The following is a 17,796-nucleotide window of genomic DNA, read 5'->3' on the forward strand; positions in this document are numbered from 1 at the left end:
TGAACAGAGTTCCCATTAGTGAATACCATGGGACGTGGGGACTCTATTTCCGGGCGTTCTGCGCGGTCAAGAAGGGTGAAGGCCATGGCAACTGCCGAGCAGGGTGGGGCACAGGTCAAGTCCGCGGTGCGGACTGTGGAGCTGCTCGAATATTTCGCCGGACGTCCCGGTATGCATTCGCTCGCCGCTGTCCAGGAGGCCGTCGGCTATCCCAAGTCCAGCCTCTACATGCTGCTGCGCACCCTGGTCGAGCTGGGCTGGGTGGAGACGGACGCGACGGGCACGCGGTACGGCATCGGCGTACGCGCCCTGCTCGTCGGTACCTCGTACATCGACGGCGACGAGGTCGTCGCGGCGGCCCGCCCCACCCTCGACCGGCTCTCGGACGACACCACGGAGACGATCCACCTGGCCCGCCTCGACGGTACGAACGTCGTGTATCTGGCCACCCGCCAGTCCCAGCACTATCTGCGCCCCTTCACCCGCGTCGGCCGCCGGCTGCCCGCCCACTCCACCGCGCTCGGCAAGGCGCTGCTCGCCACCCACAGCGACGAGCAGGTGCGCAAGATGCTGCCGGAGACGCTGCCCGCGCTGACCGAGCACACCGTCACCGACCGGGAGCAGCTCATCGAGGAGCTGCGGCAGGTCCGCGAGCAGGGCTACGCCGTGGACCGCGAGGAAAACACGCTGGGGCTGCGCTGCTTCGGCGTCGCCATCCCGTACCGGACGCCGGCGCGGGACGCGATCAGCTGCTCGGTGCCGGTGGCGCGGCTGACCCCGGCCCACGAGCAGATGATCAAGGACGCGCTGTTCGACGCGCGGGACCGGCTGACGCTGGCCACGCGGAGGCTCTGATGACGGTCACTCTCCGGGAGGTCCAGGAGCAGGACCTCGATGTCTTCTTCGTGCTGAAGCAGGATCCCGAGGCCGGGCGGATGGCCGCCTTCACCTCCGAGGACCCCACCGACCGGGCCCGCTTCGACGCCTTCTGGGCCCGGATCCTCCCCTCCGACGACGTCAATCGCACGGTGCTCGTCGACGGCGTGGTGGCCGGTCACGCCGCTGTGTACGGGCCGCCCGGCGAGCGGGAGGTGACGTACTGGATCGACCGCGCCCACTGGGGACGCGGCGTGGCCACCGCGGCGCTGCGCGAGCTGCTCGCGCTCGTGCCGGAGCGCCCGCTGTACGCGCGGGCCGCCACCGACAACGCGGGCTCGCTGCGCGTCCTGGCCAAGTGCGGCTTCACGATCACCGGCAGGGACCGCGGCTTCGCCCACGCGCGCGGCGAGGAGACCGACGAGTTCGTGCTCAGGCTCGACGCCTGAGGGCGCCCGGGCGGCGCTCGACGACGGAAGCAGCTCGACGGCGGAAGCAGACGGAGCGGTAGCGGGTCGGCGAACGGCCGGTGGTGTCGAGCCGGCGAGCAGGGTGATCACGCCGCTCGGGCCCGTCGGGTACCGGGTCCAGCAGGGTGATCACGCTGCTCCGGCCCTCGGGTACAGGGTCGCCTCCGCCGTACGGCGGAGGGGGTTCGTCACCACGCAGGAGGTGCCGACGGCCGGTTGCCGGAAGCGTGGATGCCATGACACAGACACCGCTCCTCGCCGCTCCCCTGCCTCCCGCGCCACCCCTCGGAAGGGGTCGCAGGGCGCTGCGCGCCCTCGCCATCGCCTCCTGCGCGCCCTACATCTCGCTCAAGGTCGCCTGGGTCGCCGGCAGCGAGATCGGCATCCCCGCCGGCAGCGGGCTCCTGGACCACCGCGCACAGATGGCAGTCGTGAACAGCGTCTCGGTGCTGATGGACGCGGCCGTCGTGGTGCTCGCGCTGCTGCTCACCCAGCGCTGGGGGCTGCGGGTGAAGGCCTGGCTGCTTGCCGTGCCCACCTGGACGGCGACCGGGCTGCTCACCCCGATCATGGTGGGCTTCCCCCTGCAGCTGCTGGTGTCCCTCGGCGGCGGCACGAAGGCCCAGGACGCGTCGAAGGAGCCGTTCCTCGACGACTGGGTATTCAGCGTGGTCTACAGCGGGTTCATCGTGCAGGGCCTGACCCTGGGCGCCCTCTTCGTGCTGTACGCCCGCGACCGCTGGGGCCATGTGTGGCGGGGCCTGGTCCGGGAACTGCCGGCCACCGTGACCGGGCCGCCGATGCGCGCGGCCGCCGTGGCCGGGTCGGTGCTCGCACTGTTCCCCGCCGTCATGCACCTGCTCTGGGCGGTCGGCTCGACGGCGGGACTGCCCCCGCTCAGGGCTGCCGAGCGCACCAGCGACTTCTACGTTCTGGCGGGCGTCCGGGTGCTGTTCACGGCGGCCGCCGTGGCAGGCGTGCTGATCCTCGCGTTCCGGTGCGGCCGGTCTCTGCGGGTACGGACACCGCTGGCGGCCGCCTGGGTGGGTTCCGGCGTGCTGGGCGCCTGGGGCGGCTGGATGCTGCTCGCCACGCTGATGCCGGACACCGATCCGGACAAGGCGGCCCCGGCGCTGATGACCCTGACCTACGCTGGGGAGATGATCACGGGGCTGCTCCTCGCCGCCGCAACCGCCTGCTTCCTGCGGCGGCGCGACGCGTGAGACGTGTGTGGGGGACGCTGTTCGGCGCGCGGGCGCGGCTGCGCTGGGTCCATCTGATCCTGGGCGGTGCGCTGTTGATGCCGTACTGGCTCGTCGGCACCGTGCTCATGGGCCCGATCGTGGACTCTCCGGGCCTGTTCGACGGATCCCTCGCCCTGCAGTTCGGGGCGTACGCGATCGCCCTTCCGCTGGCCGCGGTCACCGCGCTCTTCCCGCTGGCCCGGCCGATGTCGGTGGCCGCGGCACGGGCGATGTGCGGGGTGCCGGCCGACGGGTTCGCGGACGGTCCGGCGCGGACCCGGCAGGGCAGGGCCCGTACCGCCGCCTGGTACACGCTTCATGTGGGGCTCGGCGGGCTGGTCAGCGGTGCGTCGCTGGCACTGCCGCCGTTCGCGGTGGCGGTCATGGCGCTGCCGTTCTCCGCCGCGCTGCGCGAGTCCGCGCTCACGGACCACTGGTCGCTGAACCGGTCATGGGTCGTCTGGGCAGGGCTGCCCGCCGGGCTGCTGATGCTGCTGGCGCTCGCGGCCTGCACGGCCGGGGCCGGGGCGCTGCTCGCCCGCCAGGCGCCGGTGCTGCTGGGGCCGACGCCCGAGGACCGGCTGGCGGCGGCCGAACGGCGGGCCGCCGAACTCGCTGTGCGCAACCGGCTCGCCCGCGAACTGCACGACTCGGTGGGCCATGCGCTGAGTGCGGTGACCCTGCAGGCGAGCGCCGCTCGCAGGGTCCTGGACAGCGATGTGGAGTTCGTACGGGAGGCGCTGGCGGCGATCGAGGAGACCACCCGGCGCACGGTGGGGGAACTCGACTCGGTCCTGGGGCTGTTGCGGCAGGGGGAGGACGAGGGCGAGCTGTCCACGCCGGGACTCGACGCGCTGGACGGGCTGCTCGCGCACAGCGGGCGGCAGGTGGCGTACGCGGCGGAGGGCGAGCTGTCCACCGTCCCCGAGGCGGTCTCCCGCGAGGCGTACCGGATCGTCCAGGAGGGCCTGAGCAACGCCCTGCGACACGGCGGCGCCGCACCGGTGTCGCTCCATGTGCGGGTGCACGACACGGAGTTGGAGATAGCGATGGAGAACCCGCTGCCCGACCGGTCACCGGTGGTCCGTCCGGGCGGCGGCCGTGGCCTGCGCGGTATCGCCGAACGGGCGGCGCTGCTCGGCGGCCGGGCCTCGGCGGGCCCGGCCGGCGAGACCTGGCGGCTCACCGCCCGCCTCCCCCTGGCCGGTGGGCGATGAGCGCGATCCGGGTCGTCCTCGCCGACGACGAGCGCATGGTCCGCACCGCGCTGCGCGTCATCCTCGACGCCGAACCGGACCTGGAGGTGACGGGGGAGGCGGCGACGGGCGCCGAGGCGGTGTCGGTCGTCCGCGAGCTGCGCCCGGACGTGGTGCTGATGGACGTCCGCATGCCGGAGGTCGACGGCATCCGGGCCACTCAGCAGATCCTCGGCTCGATGGACACACCTCCGCGGATCGTGGTCGTGACGACCTTCGAGAACGACTCGTACGTGTACGACGCGCTGCGGGCGGGTGCCGCGGGCTTTCTGCTCAAGCGTGCCGCCGCGGAGGACCTGGTGGCGGCGGTCCGGCTGGTCGCCCGCAGCGACTCGCTGCTCTACCCGGCCGCGCTGCGGGGCCTCGCCGCGGAGCACGCGCGCCACGCGCCCGTCCCGCCGCCGCCCTGGGCCGCGCGGCTGACCGAGCGGGAGGCGGACGTGCTCCGGCTGATGGCGAGGGGCCTGACCAACGCGGAGATCGCGGAGCAGCTCCGGGTCGGCCCGGCGACGGCGAAGACCCATGTGGCGGCGGTCCTGGCGAAGACGGGCACGCGGGACCGTACGCAGGCGGTGATCGCGGCTTACGAGTCGGGGTTCATCGCCCCGCGGTAGGGCCTGCCCTAGGTCCGGTGGACTCCTCGTCCGCCGACGCGGATGAGGAGTCCCTGAGAAACCCGGCAGAACGGAACGGAACGCCTCAGGCCGCTCGTCCCTCCCTGGGATGAACAAGACGATCAGGCGCGCCGCGGTCTTCAGTCTGCTCCTGGTGCTCGCCCTGCTGGTGCGGGCCACCTGGGTGCAGGCGTACCGGGCCGAGGCCCTCGCGGACGACAAGCACAACCGGCGGAACACCATCGCGCAGTACGCGCAGCCGCTCGGCGACATCGTCGTGGCCGGTTCGCCGGTCACCGGCTCGAAGAGAACGGAGGGCAGCGATCTCGCGTACAAGCGCACGTACACGAACGGCGAGCTGTACGCGCCGGTCACCGGCTACAGCTCGCAGGCGTACGGCGCGACCCAGCTCGAAGGCATCTACAGCGACGTGCTCGACGGCACCGGCAATCTGCTGAAGAACCCGCTGGACGTGCTCACCGGCAAGCAGGCCCGGCCCGGTGACGTCCTCACCACCGTCGACCCCGCCGTGCAGAAGGCCGGTTTCGAGGCGCTCGGCGACAAGAAGGGCGCGGCGGTCGCCATCGACCCGAAGACCGGCCGGATCCTGGGGATCGTGAGCACGCCGTCGTACGACCCGTCGACGATCAGCGGGACCACCGACGGCGACGCCTGGAAGCAGCTCACCGGCGACAAGGACCAGCCGATGCTCAACCGGGCGCTGCGGCAGCCGCTGCCGCCCGGCTCGACCTTCAAGCTGGTGGTCGCGGCGGCGGCGCTGGAGGACGGGCTCTACTCGTCGGTGGACGAGCGGACGGACAGCCCGGACCCGTACACACTGCCGAACACCCGGACCGTGCTGGAGAACGAGAACAAGTCCGCGCCCTGCGAGAACGCGACCATGCGCACCGCGCTGCGGTACTCCTGCAACAACGTCTTCGGGAAGATGGCCGCGGACCTGGGCAAGGACAAGGTCCGGGCCATGGCGGAGAAGTTCGGCTTCAACGACGCCGAGAAGGACGTCCCCGTGCGCGCGTCGAAGAGCGTCTACCCGACGGACATGGACTCGGCGCAGACGGCGCTGACGGGCATCGGCCAGTTCGAGGTGACGGCGACTCCGCTGCAGATGGCGATGGTGTCCGCCGCTCTGGCCAATGACGGTCTCATGGCGTCCCCGCACATGGTCTCCGAGGTGGTGGACGCGGACGGCAACACCCTCCGGAGCTACGGGGACTCCGGGGCGGAGCGGATCGTGTCCTCGTCCACGGCGGAGCAGCTGCGCAGCGCCATGGTCACGGTCGTCGAGGACGGCACGGGCAGCAACGCGCGGATCAGCGGCGCCGAGGTCGGCGGGAAGACGGGCACGGCCCAGCACGGCGAGAACAACAGCAAGACGCCGTACGCCTGGTTCACGTCGTACGCGAAGGCCTCCGGGGGCGGAGAGGGTGCGACCGGCAAGGAGGTCGCGGTCGCGGTGATCGTCGAGGACTCGGGTGCGGCGCGCTCGGAGGTCAGCGGCAACGGGCTGGCGGCGCCGATCGCCCAGAAGATGATGAAGGCGGCGCTCGGGTAGGGGCATCGCTGAGGAGGCGCCGACTCCGGTTGGCTTCGGGACACGCTGCACGGTAAGCAGGGGTACTTCAATCTTCAATACAGGTGTATGTGGAGGACTCCGTGCAGCAGCTGCCCCGTTCCCTGTCCGGCTGGACCATGGCCGTGTTCGGTGTCCTCGCCGCGACGATGGGTCTGGCGGGGCTGATCTCCCCGAGCCACTTGCTCATGGTCATGGGGCTGGGGGCGGCTTCGGACCCCACCTTCGACGCCGGGGACTACACGCAGTCCTTCGTCACCGCCTCCTCGATGGCCGCGCTCAACATGGGCGTGTACTACGTGCTGGCGGCGCTCGCCGACTGGAAGGCCTTCTTCCGCTGGACGGTCCCGTTCCGCCTGCTGACCTGCTTCGTCTTCACCTGCGCGGTGCTCTCCCACCGCGCACCGACCGCTTTCCTCGGCATTGCCGTATGGGAGGGCCTGGGCGCGGTCGCGACGGGCATGGCCCTGCGGTTCGAGGGGAGGCGCACCACCGGTCCGGCCACCCAGCCGTGACCCCGGACCGGTGGTGCGACCCGCCCCAGGCCCTGGGGCCTGTCCGGGCCCCAGGTCCTGGACAGGACCTAGCCGACGCCCAGGAGCTGCTGGATCGGATCGATCGCGAAGTACACGACGAACAGCGCCGTCGTGCCCCACAGCAGCCAGTGCACCTCGCGCGCCTTGCCGAGCACCGTCTTGATGACGGTGTAGGCGATGAACCCGGCGCCGATGCCGTTGGTGATGGAGTACGTGAACGGCATCACGGCGATCGTGAGGAAGGCCGGGATGGCGATCTCGTACCGCACCCAGTCGATGTGCCGGACCTGCGCCATCAGCAGGAAGCCGACCGCGACCAGCGCGGGGGCGGCGGCCTGGGCCGGGACGACCGTGGCGAGCGGGGTGAGGAAGAGGGCGAGCCCGAAGAGCGCGCCGGTGACGACGGAGGCGAAGCCGGTACGGGCGCCCTCGCCGACACCGGCGGCCGACTCGATGTAGGACGTGGCCGAGGAGGCGGACGCCGCGCCGCCCGCGACCGCCGCGGCGCCGTCGATGAGCAGAACCCGGCCCAGGTTCGGGACATTGCCCTTCTCGTCGAGCAGCCCGGCCTCGTTGGAGACGCCGACGACCGTGCCCATGGTGTCGAAGAAGTCGCTCAGGATCAGGGTGAAGACGAGCAGGACGATGGTGATGACACCGACCTGCCCGAAGGCGCCGAAGAGGCTGAAGTTTCCGACGAGCCCGAAGTCCGGGGCCGCCACGATGCTCTCGGGGACGGTGGGGACGGTCAGTCCCCAGGCGGTCGGGGCGACGTGGGCGATCTCGTTGATGACGATCGCGACGACCGTCATCACGACGATGGAGATCAGGATCGCGCCGCCCACCTTGCGCGCCATCAGCGAGATGGTGAGGAGAACGCCCAGACAGAAGACCAGCACGGGCCAGCCGCTCAGGTGCCCGCTCGCCCCGAGCTGCACCGGAACGGACCCCGTCTCGCCGGGGATACGGGTCGCGAAGCCCGCGTCGATGAAGCCGATGAACGCGATGAACAGCCCGATGCCGACGCTGATGGCCTGCTTCAGCTGCTGCGGGATCGCGTGCATGACGGCCTCGCGCAGCCCCGTGGCGACCAGGACACAGATGAGGATGCCTTCGATGACCACCAGGCCCATCGCATCGGGCCAGCTCATCAACGGGGCGATCTGGAAGGCGACGACGGCGTTGAGGCCGAGCCCGGCGGCGATGGCGAGCGGCAGATTGCCGCCGAGGCCCATGATCGCGGTCATCACGGCGGCCACGAGCGCGGTGACGGTGACGAGCTGGGGCCCGGAGAGCTGGGCTCCGAACTTGTCCTCGGCCCCACCGAGGATGATCGGGTTGAGCACGAGAATGTAGGCCATCGTGAAGAACGTGGCGAAGCCGCCGCGTACCTCGCGCCCGAAGGTCGAACCGCGCTCGGTGATTCTGAAGTAGCGGTCGACGGCGTTGTGTCCCTGTGGTTCCGGCATGGCTCTCCTCGGCGGGTGACGGTTCCGCGCTGTGTCGATGGCTGGATTGTTCCCACCGAGGAGGCCGTTCAGGTTTTCGCCGTGTTACGTGACCAGGGTGTGACCTGACCGCAGTGCTAGTTCACCGCCGCCCACCTCTTGATCGTGGCGATGGCCTGTTCCTGCTGCTCCGCCGGCAGTTTGCCGATCGAGGCCCCGTGGTTGGCGCCGGGCACGACATAGCGGTACGAGTCGTGCCGGCTCGGTGTGAACTTTTCGGCGCTCCAGGGGTCGTTCTGGCCGTAGATGTACATCATCCGCTCGCCCCGTGTCCGCACCCAGCTGTCGATGTCGGCCATTGCCGCGTTGTCGTACGAGCCGCGCATCACATCGGGCAGGACCGAGTTGGGCTGGTAGATGTCCGGGTAGTGGCGCACGTCCTTGAGGTGCTTGAACTTCAGATCGGCCCAGCCGAGCTGGGTCGCGGCCTGCCGGTAGTAGGGACCCGCGCCGTTCGTGCCGAGCGTCTCGTCCTGGTAGACGCTGAAGCCGTGCTGCTTCGACCACTCGTACAGTTCGTCGTCACCGACGGACTTCGCGTCGGGGACGGTGGCGCAGTTGTCGGCGGTGTCGCTCTGCCAGAAGTTCCACACCTGGTCGAGGACGGCGAACTCATAGGCCCGGTCGGTGGTGCCGAGGGTCTCCTCGAAGGTGTCGCCGTTCTTCACGGCGTCCGCCTCGAACTTGGGCAGCAGACGCTCGCGGCGCACGAGCATCTCGCGCTGTACGGCATTGAGCGCGTCCCGGCACTCCTGTGTGCCGACCGTGCGGAAGAACCGCTCGTACGTCGAGTCGTCCTTGTTGTTCGCATCGTTGGGGGCGACGAAGGCGACGACCGCGTCGAGGTCCCCCGGGTAGAAGCGCTCGTGGTAGGTCGCGGTCATCCCGCCCTTGCTGCCGCCCGTCCCCAGCCACCTCCCCTGCTCGATGCCGCGCAGCGCCTGGGTGATGCGGTGCTCGTCGCTCGCCTCCTGCCAGATGGTCAGCTTGGTCCAGTCGTCACCGGCCGGGCCCGCGGGCCGCGAGCCGGCGAAGTAGCGGTGCTCGACGCTGATCTGGTTGGCGTCGATCAGGCGGGTGAGGGAGGTGATGCCGGTGGAGAGGGTGTAGCCGCCGGTGTAGAAGACGGTGGGCCGGTCGGCGGACTTGTGCCACAGCGTCAGACGCTGGGTGAACGTGCCGCGGAGCGGGTGGCGGTGGTCGACCGGCTGGACGTACGTCAGCGTGTAGTACGGGTGTCCCTCGCGGTCCACGACCGAGACGACGGTCATGCCCGGGATGCGTTCCAGCTGGTCGCGTACGTCCTCGGCGGCCGCGGCCCGGGCCGGATCCGGCGCGGCCGGAGTGGCCGCCACCGCGGGAAGGGCTCCGGCCAGGATCGCCGTACCGGAGACCAGCCCGGCGCACAGAAGCGCGGTTATCCCCTTGATGCGCACAGTGTTTCCCCTCATGCATGAGTGACGGGTGGTGCGCCGGATGCTACGGCGTCAGGAGGCGCCGCACCGGGAAGTACGCCAACTGCCCCCACGGGCCTGTCGGCGGCGGTGGTGCCGGTGGGGCGTCAGACGAGCTGTGCCAGCGCGTCCTTGACAGCCGCCAGGTCCTGGTCGGAGGCGAGGCCCGCGTGGTACAGGCGCAGTTCGTCCGCCCCGAGCGAGGCGGCACGGCGGGCGTCGGCGGCGAGCGTTCCCGGGCTGCCGCCCATGCCTGCGACCACGGTGAGGTTGGCGGCGATGACGGACGTCGCGGACGCGTGCTGGGCGAACGGCGGCAGCAGCCGTGCCCCGCCGGTGCAGGGCACGACCACGCCGTCGGCGAGTCCGAGGATGTGCGCGGGGTCCACCCCGGCGTTGGCACCGCAGTGGTACGCCACCGGATCCGCGTGCAGCAGCACCTGGAAGCCCTCCGGGGCGGCGGCCCGTACCGCGGCGACGACGGCCTCCTGCAGCGTCCGGGCCGTGCGGGTACGGAACTCCAGGGTCACCGCGGTCGGTTCGGCTCCCAGCAGCTCCTCGACCCGGATGCCGGGGGGTGCGCTCCCCCGCCACACCGGCTCCAGCGCGTCCCGCACGCCTGCGCTCAGCTCGTCGGGGTCCGTGCCCTGTGCCGCGTACCCGTCCCGGCAGGCGGGGCAGAAGCACAGCGACATGGCGTACTGGGCGGCGTCGCCGAGGCCGACACCCGCGATCTTGTCGTGGGCGTGCAGATGGGCGAGCCCGTACCAGCCGCAGGATTCGAGCTCAGTGCCGCGTGCCCCCGGCCGTACCGCCGCCTCGGCCGCGAGGGTCTGCAGACAGGCGCGGACGGCGGGCTGGGCGATGCAGGGCGCCCAGGGATAGCGGTCGCCGTACGCGTTGACCACGGACGTGCCCGGGTGCTCCGCACCGAGGCGGGAGTTGTGGGCGAGGACGACCCAGGTGTGCACATCGAGTCCGGCGGCGGTGAGGGCGTCGGCGGCCTGTCCGTACGCGTCGCCGGGCGCCCAGGACCCGGCCGGGTACGGACGGAGTGCGGCTCCCGCCCAGCGCGCCTCGTCCGGCGGGTAGAGCACGGCCGCGTGCTCGGCGGTGACGACGCGGTGGCGGGGGTGGCGCGGGGTGAGGGCGCGGGTCGAATGGTAGGCGGAGGCGAGGGTGACCTGCCGGACGCCGAGGCCGGCGATCCGGCCCGCGGCGTCCGGGTCGCCGGTGATGTCCCAGGGGTAGACGAAGGCGCCGGCCTTCACTCGGCCGCTCCGTCTCCGAGGAGTGCGCAGCCGCGTTCGACGATGTCGGCGAGCTCCTTGAGGTGGTCGGCGGACGGCTCGCTCAGTGGCGGCCGTACCTCCCCGACGTCCTGTCCGCGCAGCCGCACCGCGGCCTTGACGAGCGAGACGGCGTATCCGTGGCGGGACGCACGCAGTTCCACGAGGGGGCGGTAGAAGCCGTCGAGGAGGCGTTCGACGGTGGCATCGTCGCCGGTGGTGAGGGCGCGGTGGAAGGCGAGGGCGATCTCGGGGGCGAAGCAGAAGACGGCGGAGGAGTAGAGGGTGATGCCGATGCCGCGGTAGGCGAGGCCGGTGAGCTCGGCGGTGGGCAGGCCGTTGAAGTAGAGGAAGTCGCGCCCGGGAGCCTCGGTGCGTACGGCGCTGACGATGCGCTGCATCAGGTCGAGGTCGCCGTACCCGTCCTTGAGGCCGATGATGCCGTCGACCGCGGCGAGTCCGACGACGGTCTCGGGCGTGAACACCGCGTTGTCGCGCTGGTAGACGATGACGTCGAGCTCGGTTGCGGCCGCGAGCGCGGCGTAGTGGCGCAGCAGTCCGGCCTGGTCGGCGACGACGAGGTAGGGCGGCATGGCGAGAATCCCGTCGGCGCCCGCGTCCTCGGCGAGTTTCGCGTACCGGATGGCGAGGGCCGTGCCGTAGCCGGCGCCCGCGAGGACGGGGACCCGGCCGGCGGTCTCCTCGACCGCGGCGGCGACGCAGTCGCGGAACTCCTCCGGGGTCAGAGCATGGAACTCGCCGGTGCCGCAGCAGGCGAAGACGGCCCCGGCGCCGGCCTCGACGCCGGAACGCACATGGGCGCGGAAGGCGTCGAGGTCGAGGGCGCCGTCCGGTCCGTACGCGGTGACGGGGAAGAACAGCGGCCCCTCGGCATGGGTGAGTCGGGCGGCGAGCGGGGCTGAGGTCACGGGCGCTCCCTGGGCCGTGCACCGAGCGATCAGGCTCGTGCATCATTCTGATCGACGTCTACATTTCTGAACGACGCCACGCTAGTGCGGCCCTGATGGCGAGGTCAAGCCAGAAAACCGCAACTCAGCGGCATGATTGACGCCTTCACGCCACACTTGACGGTGCCGGGGCCGCTCTTGAGCGTGTCCACGCATGTGAATATCGTCTACAGACCTGCGTCCTGTCCGAGTCGCATCGAGGGGAACCCACCCATGCCCGCACCCCGCACCGTCCTGCTCACCGGCGCAGCCGGCGGCGTCGGCACCCTGATGCGGGGGCTGCTGCCCGCGTACGGCTACGAGCTCCGCCTCTTCGACATGACCCCGATCGACGGAGAGCCCGGCGCGATCACCGCCGACCTCGCCGACACGGACGCGCTGCGCGAGGCCGTACGGGGCGTGGACGCGATCATCCACCTGGCGGGCATCTCCCTGGAGGCCTCCTTCGACAAGATCCTCCGCGCCAACATCGAAGGCACGTACAACCTCTACGAGGCGGCCCGCGAGGCGGGTGTCGGGCGCGTCGTCTTCGCCTCCAGCAATCACGCGGTCGGCTTCACCCCGCGCCCGCGCGAGAGCGCACCCCTTGATCCAGGCGTACTGATCCCGGTCGACACGCCCCACCGCCCCGACACCTACTACGGCCTCTCCAAGTGCTTCGGCGAGGATCTCGCCCAGCTGTACTGGGACCAGCACGGCATCGAGACCGTGTCCGTCAGGATCGGCTCCTGCTTCATGGAGCCCAACAGCGTCCGGATGCTCTCGGTCTGGATGAGCCCCGGCGACTGCGCCCGTCTCTTCCATGCCGCGCTGACCGCACAGGACGTGGGCCACACCGTCGTCTACGGTTCCTCCGCCAACACCCGCCTGTGGTGGGACCTCTCGACGGCGCGTGCGCTCGGCTACGAGCCGCAGGACGACTCGGAGCAGTTCGCGGAGAAGCTCATCGCCGAACAGGGCGAACTGGACCCGGCCAACGCGGACCACGCGTATCTGGGCGGCCACTTCGTGACGCGGCCTCCGATGTGGCCGCACTAGGCCGGCATTGGTGGCTTGGCCCAGGCCCCCCGTGGCTCGGCACCGGTGACTTCGCCAGGGCCCCGTGGCTCGGCACCCGTGGCCTGGCCCAGGCCCCGTCACCGTTCGGCCGAAGGTAAGGGAACGGCAAAGCCACGTCGCTCGTTACCTCAGGCATGACAGCTATGACCCCCGGCTCGAACATCCCCCTCACCGCCGCGCGCGTGGCGGTGGACGTCGCGGCGCCCGTGCGGCTCGACGTATCGGGCCTGCTGCTCACCGCCGACGGCAAGGTGCGCTCCGACGACGATTTCATCTTCTACAACCAGCCCACGGGCCCCGGTGTCACCTACCGGTCCGGCGGGGGCACGGCGCCCGACGCGATCATCGTCGACACCACGGCCGTCCCGGCCGGGATCGAGAAGATCGTCGTCACGGCCAGCCCGGACGCCGCGGGGCAGACCTTCCAGGGCATCGAGCCCACAGCCACGATCCGCAACGCCGACGACAGCGCGGTCCTGGCGACCTTCACACCGCCCCGGCTGGGCCCGGAGACGGCGCTGGTGGTCGTCGAGATCTATTTGCGCAACGGGGCGTGGAAGGCCCGCGCGGTCGGCCAGGGATATGCGAACGGGCTGGCGGGCATCGCCACCGACTTCGGCGTCTCGGTCGAGGAGGAGCCGGCCGCCGCCCCGGCGGCCACGCCCACCCCCACCCCGGCCCCCGCCCCGGTGGCCGATCCGCGCGTCGCCGCACCGCCCGCTCCCCCGGTCGCCGCCCCCGCCGCGGCCGCATCGGCGCCCGCCCCGGGCGCGGGGAAGATCAACCTGGACAAGGGCCGGGTCAGCCTCCAGAAGAACCAGACGGTGTCCCTGGTCAAGGGCGGCCGCCCGCTGCTCTCCCAGGTCAAGATGGGCCTCGGCTGGGAGCCCGCCTTCCGCGGCAAGGACATCGACCTGGACGCGTCGGTGATCGCGTACGGCCCGCAGCGTAATCATCTGGACAGCTGCTACTTCGGAAAGCTGTCCATCCTGAACGGCGCGATCAAGCACTCCGGGGACAATCTGACCGGCGAGGGCGCGGGCGACGACGAGGTGATCGTCGTGGATCTGGGCAGCATTCCCGCCGAGGCCACAGGCCTGGTCTTCACGGTCAACTCCTTCTCGGGCCAGAAGTTCACCGAGGTCGCGAAGGCGTACTGCCGGCTGCTGGACGCGGCGACGGGCGAGGAGCTGGTGCGTTTCGACCTCACCAGCGCCGAGCCCCAGACCGGCGTGATGATGGCGAAGCTGATCCGGCAGTTCTCCGGTGAGTGGGAGATGACCGCGATGGGCGAGTTCGTGAAGTCCCGTACCGTCCGGGGCATGGTCAAGCCCGCGGCGCAGGCGCTGTAAAGGCCCGTGGTGCTGCCGTCTACGCACCGGCAGCACCACGATTCCGCCCTGCATCACAATGCCTCGTCGGGAACATCCCCAAAACTGTGACGTCGCAGGACCGAGGAGCCGGGGCGGGTCTGTCCATTCCGGCAGCCCCGCCCTGCGGATCGCCGTACTTTCGCCAGCGCTGGTAGTGCGTGTTACAGAATCCGCGGCCCTTATGCTTCCGCTGGCAACGGCGAACAGTGCATAACCTGCTTCCCATGGGCCCAAGTTAGCTAAGGCGTATCGCTTCTAGAACCTATGGCCAATCCCCTGACGCACCGCTCAAGTCCGTGGCCGAAGCCATGCCAGTCCCCATCGCCCGGGAAGCCAGCCCGCCAGCGCCTCCCAGGTCTTCCCGGCTTCGGCCAGCCGGTCCGCGCCGTCCGGCCCGGTGACCACGGCCCGCCGCTCGGCCACCGGCAGCGCCATCAGCGCCCGGTGGGCGGTCAGCGTACGGTTCGACGCGGGCGGTGCGGCGGTGTCCGGGTGGTGGCGGCGGTCCAGGGCGTACTGGAACAACTCGCCCTGCCACGGCTTGTCGGGGTCGGGCGAAGCGTGCACGAGGTTGAGGATGTCGCCGAAGCGGTACCCGTTGGCGGCGGTGTCGTACTTCAGCAGCGACTTGCCGTTGTAGAGGCGGCGTACGGCGTCCGCGATTCCGCGCTCGACGGGGTTGGGCACGGCCCGCCCGTACCGCGAGGTCCAATAGCCGAGCAGCTCCCTGGGCTCGTCGGCGCGGCGCAGCACGGGTGCGACGACCTGCCGGTTCGACGGGCCCTCGATGGCGCCCGCGTCCAGTCGGGACTTCACGTACTCGGCGGGGAGCAGTCCTGGCGTAGCCAGACTTCCCGGTACCGTCTGCTCGCCCTCTCCCGCACAGGCCTGACACTCGGGTTGTTGAGATGCCGGTAGGTCGACGTGAGGGTGTGGCAGTTCGGGCAGAGCAGGCGGACCTCTTCGGGGGGCGGTTCCTGGTCCGGTCGCCGTCGATGTGATCGACGTGCAGAGGAACCCTGCCCGACGTGGGATTGACCTTGTCCCAACCGCAGAACCTCGCAGCGCTGGCCACGCAGGAATACGAGCGCCAAGCGAACGCGCCAGTCCGGCCTGCCGTTGTCCCGGGTGCCGCTGATCTCACCGGATTGCCAAGGCGCGAGCCACTTGGCGAACGTTCCCGTCCGCTCGTAGCGGTCCTCGTTGAAGCACCCCCCAGAGCAGTAGGGCCCGTTGGACCGAGGGCTCCGCTCAGTCGACCCACAGCGTCGGCACGGCCTGGGGCCTCCACGGCGCGCCAATGCGGCTTGTCTGCGGGTGACGTTGGCGCAGGACCGGCTGCAGTGCACCGCCCCGCGCGTCATGATGGGCTCCCCGCACTGAGGGCAGAGCGAGCTGGGGCGCCGTCTCGCCTCGGCCCGCTGCCGCGCGGTGCCCAACATGCTGCACCGGACACTGCAGAAGCGCCTGGTCTTCACCTTCACCCAGCGCACCGCATTGTCCGCATGACTTGGGCATATGCGAACGGTCCAGCACCGCGCGGCAGGAGGCGAACCGGAATAGCTCACCCGTACGAGCTACCCTTTCAGCAGGCTCGCTTCCACGGCCCCGTGATCGCGACCAGGATGCCCGGGGTCTGGATGTTGGCGAACAGCGTCCGTCCGTCGGGCGAGAAGACGACTCCGGCGAACTCGCTGTACTCCGGCTCCTCCTCGGTGCCGATGTTCAGGTCGTTGCGGGCGATCGGGTACGTACGGCCACGCTCGGTCGCGCCGAAGAGGTGCTGGATGCCCTCGCCGTCCTCGGCGATGATCAGGCCGCCGTACGGCGAGACGGTGATGTTGTCGGGGCCGTCGTACGCGCCGTCCTTCGACGGGTCGGCGTTCACGCCGAGCAGCACCTTGAGGGTGAGCGTCCGGCGCCGCGGGTCGTAGAACCAGACCTGGCCGTCGTGCGGCCGGCCCGGGCTCTCCTCGCGGGCGTACGAGGAGACGATGTACGCGCCACCGTCCGCCCACCACATGCCCTCGAGCTTGCGGGCCCGGGTGACCTCGTCGTCGCCGAACTGCTTGCGCACCGGCACGGTCTTGGCATCCCGGTCCGGGACGTCGGCCCAGTCCACGCCGTACACCGTACCGATCTTCGTGGCGCGGGACAGGTCGTCGACGAAACGGCCGCCCGCGTCGTAGCACTTGGGTGCCTGGAGCAGTCCGGCGTCCTCGGGGATGTGGCGCAGCCGGCCGCGGCCGTGCTGGAAGCCTTGCGGCGGGACCCAGCGGTAGAAGAGGCCGTTGGGGCCGGAGGCGTCCTCGGTGAGGTAGGCGTGGCCGCGCTTGGTGTCGATGACGACGGCCTCGTGGTCGTAGCGGCCGAAGGCCTTGATCGGCAGGGGGTGGCGGTTGGCGCGGCGGTCGTAGGGATCGACCTCGAAGACGTAGCCGTGGTCCTTGGTCATGCCGTTCTGGCCGGCTCGGTCGGAGTTCTCCTCGCAGGTGAGCCAGGTGCCCCAGGGAGTGCGTCCGCCCGCGCAGTTGGTGGACGTGCCGGCGATGCCGACCCATTCGGCGGTGCGGCCGTCGCGGTGGGTCTCGACGACGGTGCAGCCGCCTGCGGCGGCCGGGTCGTAGACAAGGCCGTCGGTCAGCGGGACGGGGTACTTCCACTTGGATCGGGGGCCCTTGAGCTCGTGATTGTTGACGAGCAGGGTGACGCCGCGGGGGCCCTCGAAGGTCGCGGTGCCGTCGTGGTTGGACGGGGTGAACTCGCCAGACTCCAGCTTCGTGACGCCGCTGTGGGTGAGAACGCGGTACGAGAAACCGGCGGGGAGGGCGAGGATGCCCTCGGGGTCGGGGAGGAGCGGCCCGTAGCCGGGGCCGTGCTCGTGACCGTGGTCGTGGCCGGTGGCTTCCGTGGTCGTCTCCGCGGCGTTGTCCTCGGCGGCGAGCGCGCCGGGTGCGGTGGCGAGTGCGCCAACGGCACCGGTGAGGGCGACTCCCGCGCCGGTGAGCGCGGACTGTCTGGTGAATTCCCTGCGGCTGAGCGGCATCGCGGTCTCCTGAGGGGATGGTGTGGCGTGGTGTCTGGAGGTCTGGCGGCGCGAGTCTGCGGGGCAACGCTCCCGCTCACGCATAAACGGCAGTTGAACGCCTTGCAACATCACACAGCACCGAGAGGCCCTCTTCCATGAATCTGTCGGCCATTGACCGATGTGCCCTCGTCGGCGGCGCCTGAGGTCTCGGCCGTGCGGTCGCCCAGGCGTCCGCCACGAACGGCGACCGCGTCGCCGTCCACTACGGATTCCGTCAACGGTGCGTCGCGTCTGGGTACATGACGGGACTTCGTCCCGTCACCTCCCGCATGCGCGACGCGCGCCCGCACCCACTCGACACGGCCCGGCCCGGCCCGGCCCGGCCCACGATCCGCCGCGCGCGGCCGGTTCGCACCGCCCCGTCGTCACGCGACGCCTGGGCCGGGGGTCCGGGACAGGGCCGTACCCACCCGGCCCGTCCGGCGTTCGAGGACCGGGTCCGGAGACAGGCCCCGGCGCCGTCCCGGGTG

Annotated in this window: 14 protein-coding genes and 1 pseudogene; 9 read left to right on the forward strand and 6 right to left on the reverse strand. The window is 70.9% G+C overall.

The annotated features are described in order from the left end of the window. Window positions 1-84: 84 nt before the first annotated feature. The 7 genes from ACZ6ZQ_RS22020 to ACZ6ZQ_RS22050 all read left to right on the forward strand — a co-directional run bounded on the left by ACZ6ZQ_RS22020 (window position 85) and on the right by ACZ6ZQ_RS22050 (window position 6,566). Complete coding sequence (locus ACZ6ZQ_RS22020) at window positions 85-855, forward strand: IclR family transcriptional regulator (protein ID WP_469770193.1); 771 nt, start codon at window positions 85-87, stop codon at window positions 853-855. Next, window positions 855-1,325: a GNAT family N-acetyltransferase gene (locus ACZ6ZQ_RS22025; protein ID WP_469770194.1), complete on the forward strand. Its 471-nt coding sequence runs from the start codon at window positions 855-857 to the stop codon at window positions 1,323-1,325. The genes ACZ6ZQ_RS22020 and ACZ6ZQ_RS22025 overlap by 1 nt, the downstream gene beginning before the upstream one ends. Window positions 1,326-1,582: 257 nt before the next feature. Beyond that, complete coding sequence (locus ACZ6ZQ_RS22030) at window positions 1,583-2,569, forward strand: hypothetical protein (protein ID WP_469770195.1); 987 nt, start codon at window positions 1,583-1,585, stop codon at window positions 2,567-2,569. Window positions 2,570-2,574: 5 nt separating this feature from the next. Further along, entirely contained in the window at window positions 2,575-3,807 is a 1,233-nt protein-coding gene (locus tag ACZ6ZQ_RS22035; RefSeq protein ID WP_469770274.1) for a sensor histidine kinase, read from the forward strand. Then, window positions 3,804-4,460 (forward strand): response regulator, encoded by a 657-nt coding sequence (locus ACZ6ZQ_RS22040; RefSeq protein WP_469770196.1) that lies wholly within the window; start codon window positions 3,804-3,806, stop codon window positions 4,458-4,460. Before ACZ6ZQ_RS22035 ends, ACZ6ZQ_RS22040 begins: the two co-directional genes overlap by 4 nt. 109 nt (window positions 4,461-4,569) lie before the next feature. Then, on the forward strand, window positions 4,570-6,033 hold the full coding sequence (locus ACZ6ZQ_RS22045) for a peptidoglycan D,D-transpeptidase FtsI family protein (protein ID WP_469770197.1): 1,464 nt from the start codon (window positions 4,570-4,572) through the stop codon (window positions 6,031-6,033). A gap of 101 nt (window positions 6,034-6,134) precedes the next feature. Next, complete coding sequence (locus tag ACZ6ZQ_RS22050) at window positions 6,135-6,566, forward strand: hypothetical protein (RefSeq protein ID WP_469770198.1); 432 nt, start codon at window positions 6,135-6,137, stop codon at window positions 6,564-6,566. Window positions 6,567-6,634: 68 nt separating this feature from the next. Here the strand turns inward: ACZ6ZQ_RS22050 and ACZ6ZQ_RS22055 are convergent, their stop codons facing one another. The 4 genes from ACZ6ZQ_RS22055 to ACZ6ZQ_RS22070 form a co-directional block, all read right to left on the reverse strand. Beyond that, complete coding sequence (locus ACZ6ZQ_RS22055; protein WP_469770199.1) at window positions 6,635-8,056, reverse strand: NCS2 family permease; 1,422 nt, start codon at window positions 8,054-8,056, stop codon at window positions 6,635-6,637. A gap of 116 nt (window positions 8,057-8,172) precedes the next feature. Then, window positions 8,173-9,546, reverse strand: a complete 1,374-nt coding sequence (locus tag ACZ6ZQ_RS22060; protein WP_469770200.1) for a S28 family serine protease — start codon at window positions 9,544-9,546, stop codon at window positions 8,173-8,175. A 110-nt stretch (window positions 9,547-9,656) separates the two neighbouring features. Then, complete coding sequence (locus ACZ6ZQ_RS22065; RefSeq protein ID WP_469770201.1) at window positions 9,657-10,820, reverse strand: hypothetical protein; 1,164 nt, start codon at window positions 10,818-10,820, stop codon at window positions 9,657-9,659. Beyond that, the gene (locus tag ACZ6ZQ_RS22070) at window positions 10,817-11,767 is read right to left on the reverse strand and encodes a 5-dehydro-4-deoxyglucarate dehydratase (protein ID WP_469770202.1); all 951 of its coding nucleotides are present in this window, start codon (window positions 11,765-11,767) and stop codon (window positions 10,817-10,819) included. The genes ACZ6ZQ_RS22065 and ACZ6ZQ_RS22070 overlap by 4 nt, the downstream gene beginning before the upstream one ends. 252 nt (window positions 11,768-12,019) lie before the next feature. Between ACZ6ZQ_RS22070 and ACZ6ZQ_RS22075 the strand changes: the two genes are divergently transcribed. Next, complete coding sequence (locus tag ACZ6ZQ_RS22075; protein ID WP_469770203.1) at window positions 12,020-12,844, forward strand: NAD-dependent epimerase/dehydratase family protein; 825 nt, start codon at window positions 12,020-12,022, stop codon at window positions 12,842-12,844. 164 nt (window positions 12,845-13,008) lie between these two features. Beyond that, the gene (locus ACZ6ZQ_RS22080) at window positions 13,009-14,217 is read left to right on the forward strand and encodes a TerD family protein (protein ID WP_469770275.1); all 1,209 of its coding nucleotides are present in this window, start codon (window positions 13,009-13,011) and stop codon (window positions 14,215-14,217) included. A gap of 345 nt (window positions 14,218-14,562) precedes the next feature. On the opposite strand, the pseudogene ACZ6ZQ_RS22085 reads toward ACZ6ZQ_RS22080, so the two are convergent. Together ACZ6ZQ_RS22085 and ACZ6ZQ_RS22090 are read right to left on the reverse strand one after the other, a co-directional pair. After that, window positions 14,563-15,066: pseudogene (locus ACZ6ZQ_RS22085) on the reverse strand (TROVE domain-containing protein); the annotation flags it as partial. Between the two features lie 757 nt (window positions 15,067-15,823). Continuing rightward, on the reverse strand, window positions 15,824-17,284 hold the full coding sequence (locus ACZ6ZQ_RS22090; RefSeq protein ID WP_469770204.1) for an alkaline phosphatase PhoX: 1,461 nt from the start codon (window positions 17,282-17,284) through the stop codon (window positions 15,824-15,826). Window positions 17,285-17,796 lie beyond the last annotated feature (512 nt).

It is taken from the genome of Streptomyces sp. NPDC053673 (assembly GCF_055585225.1).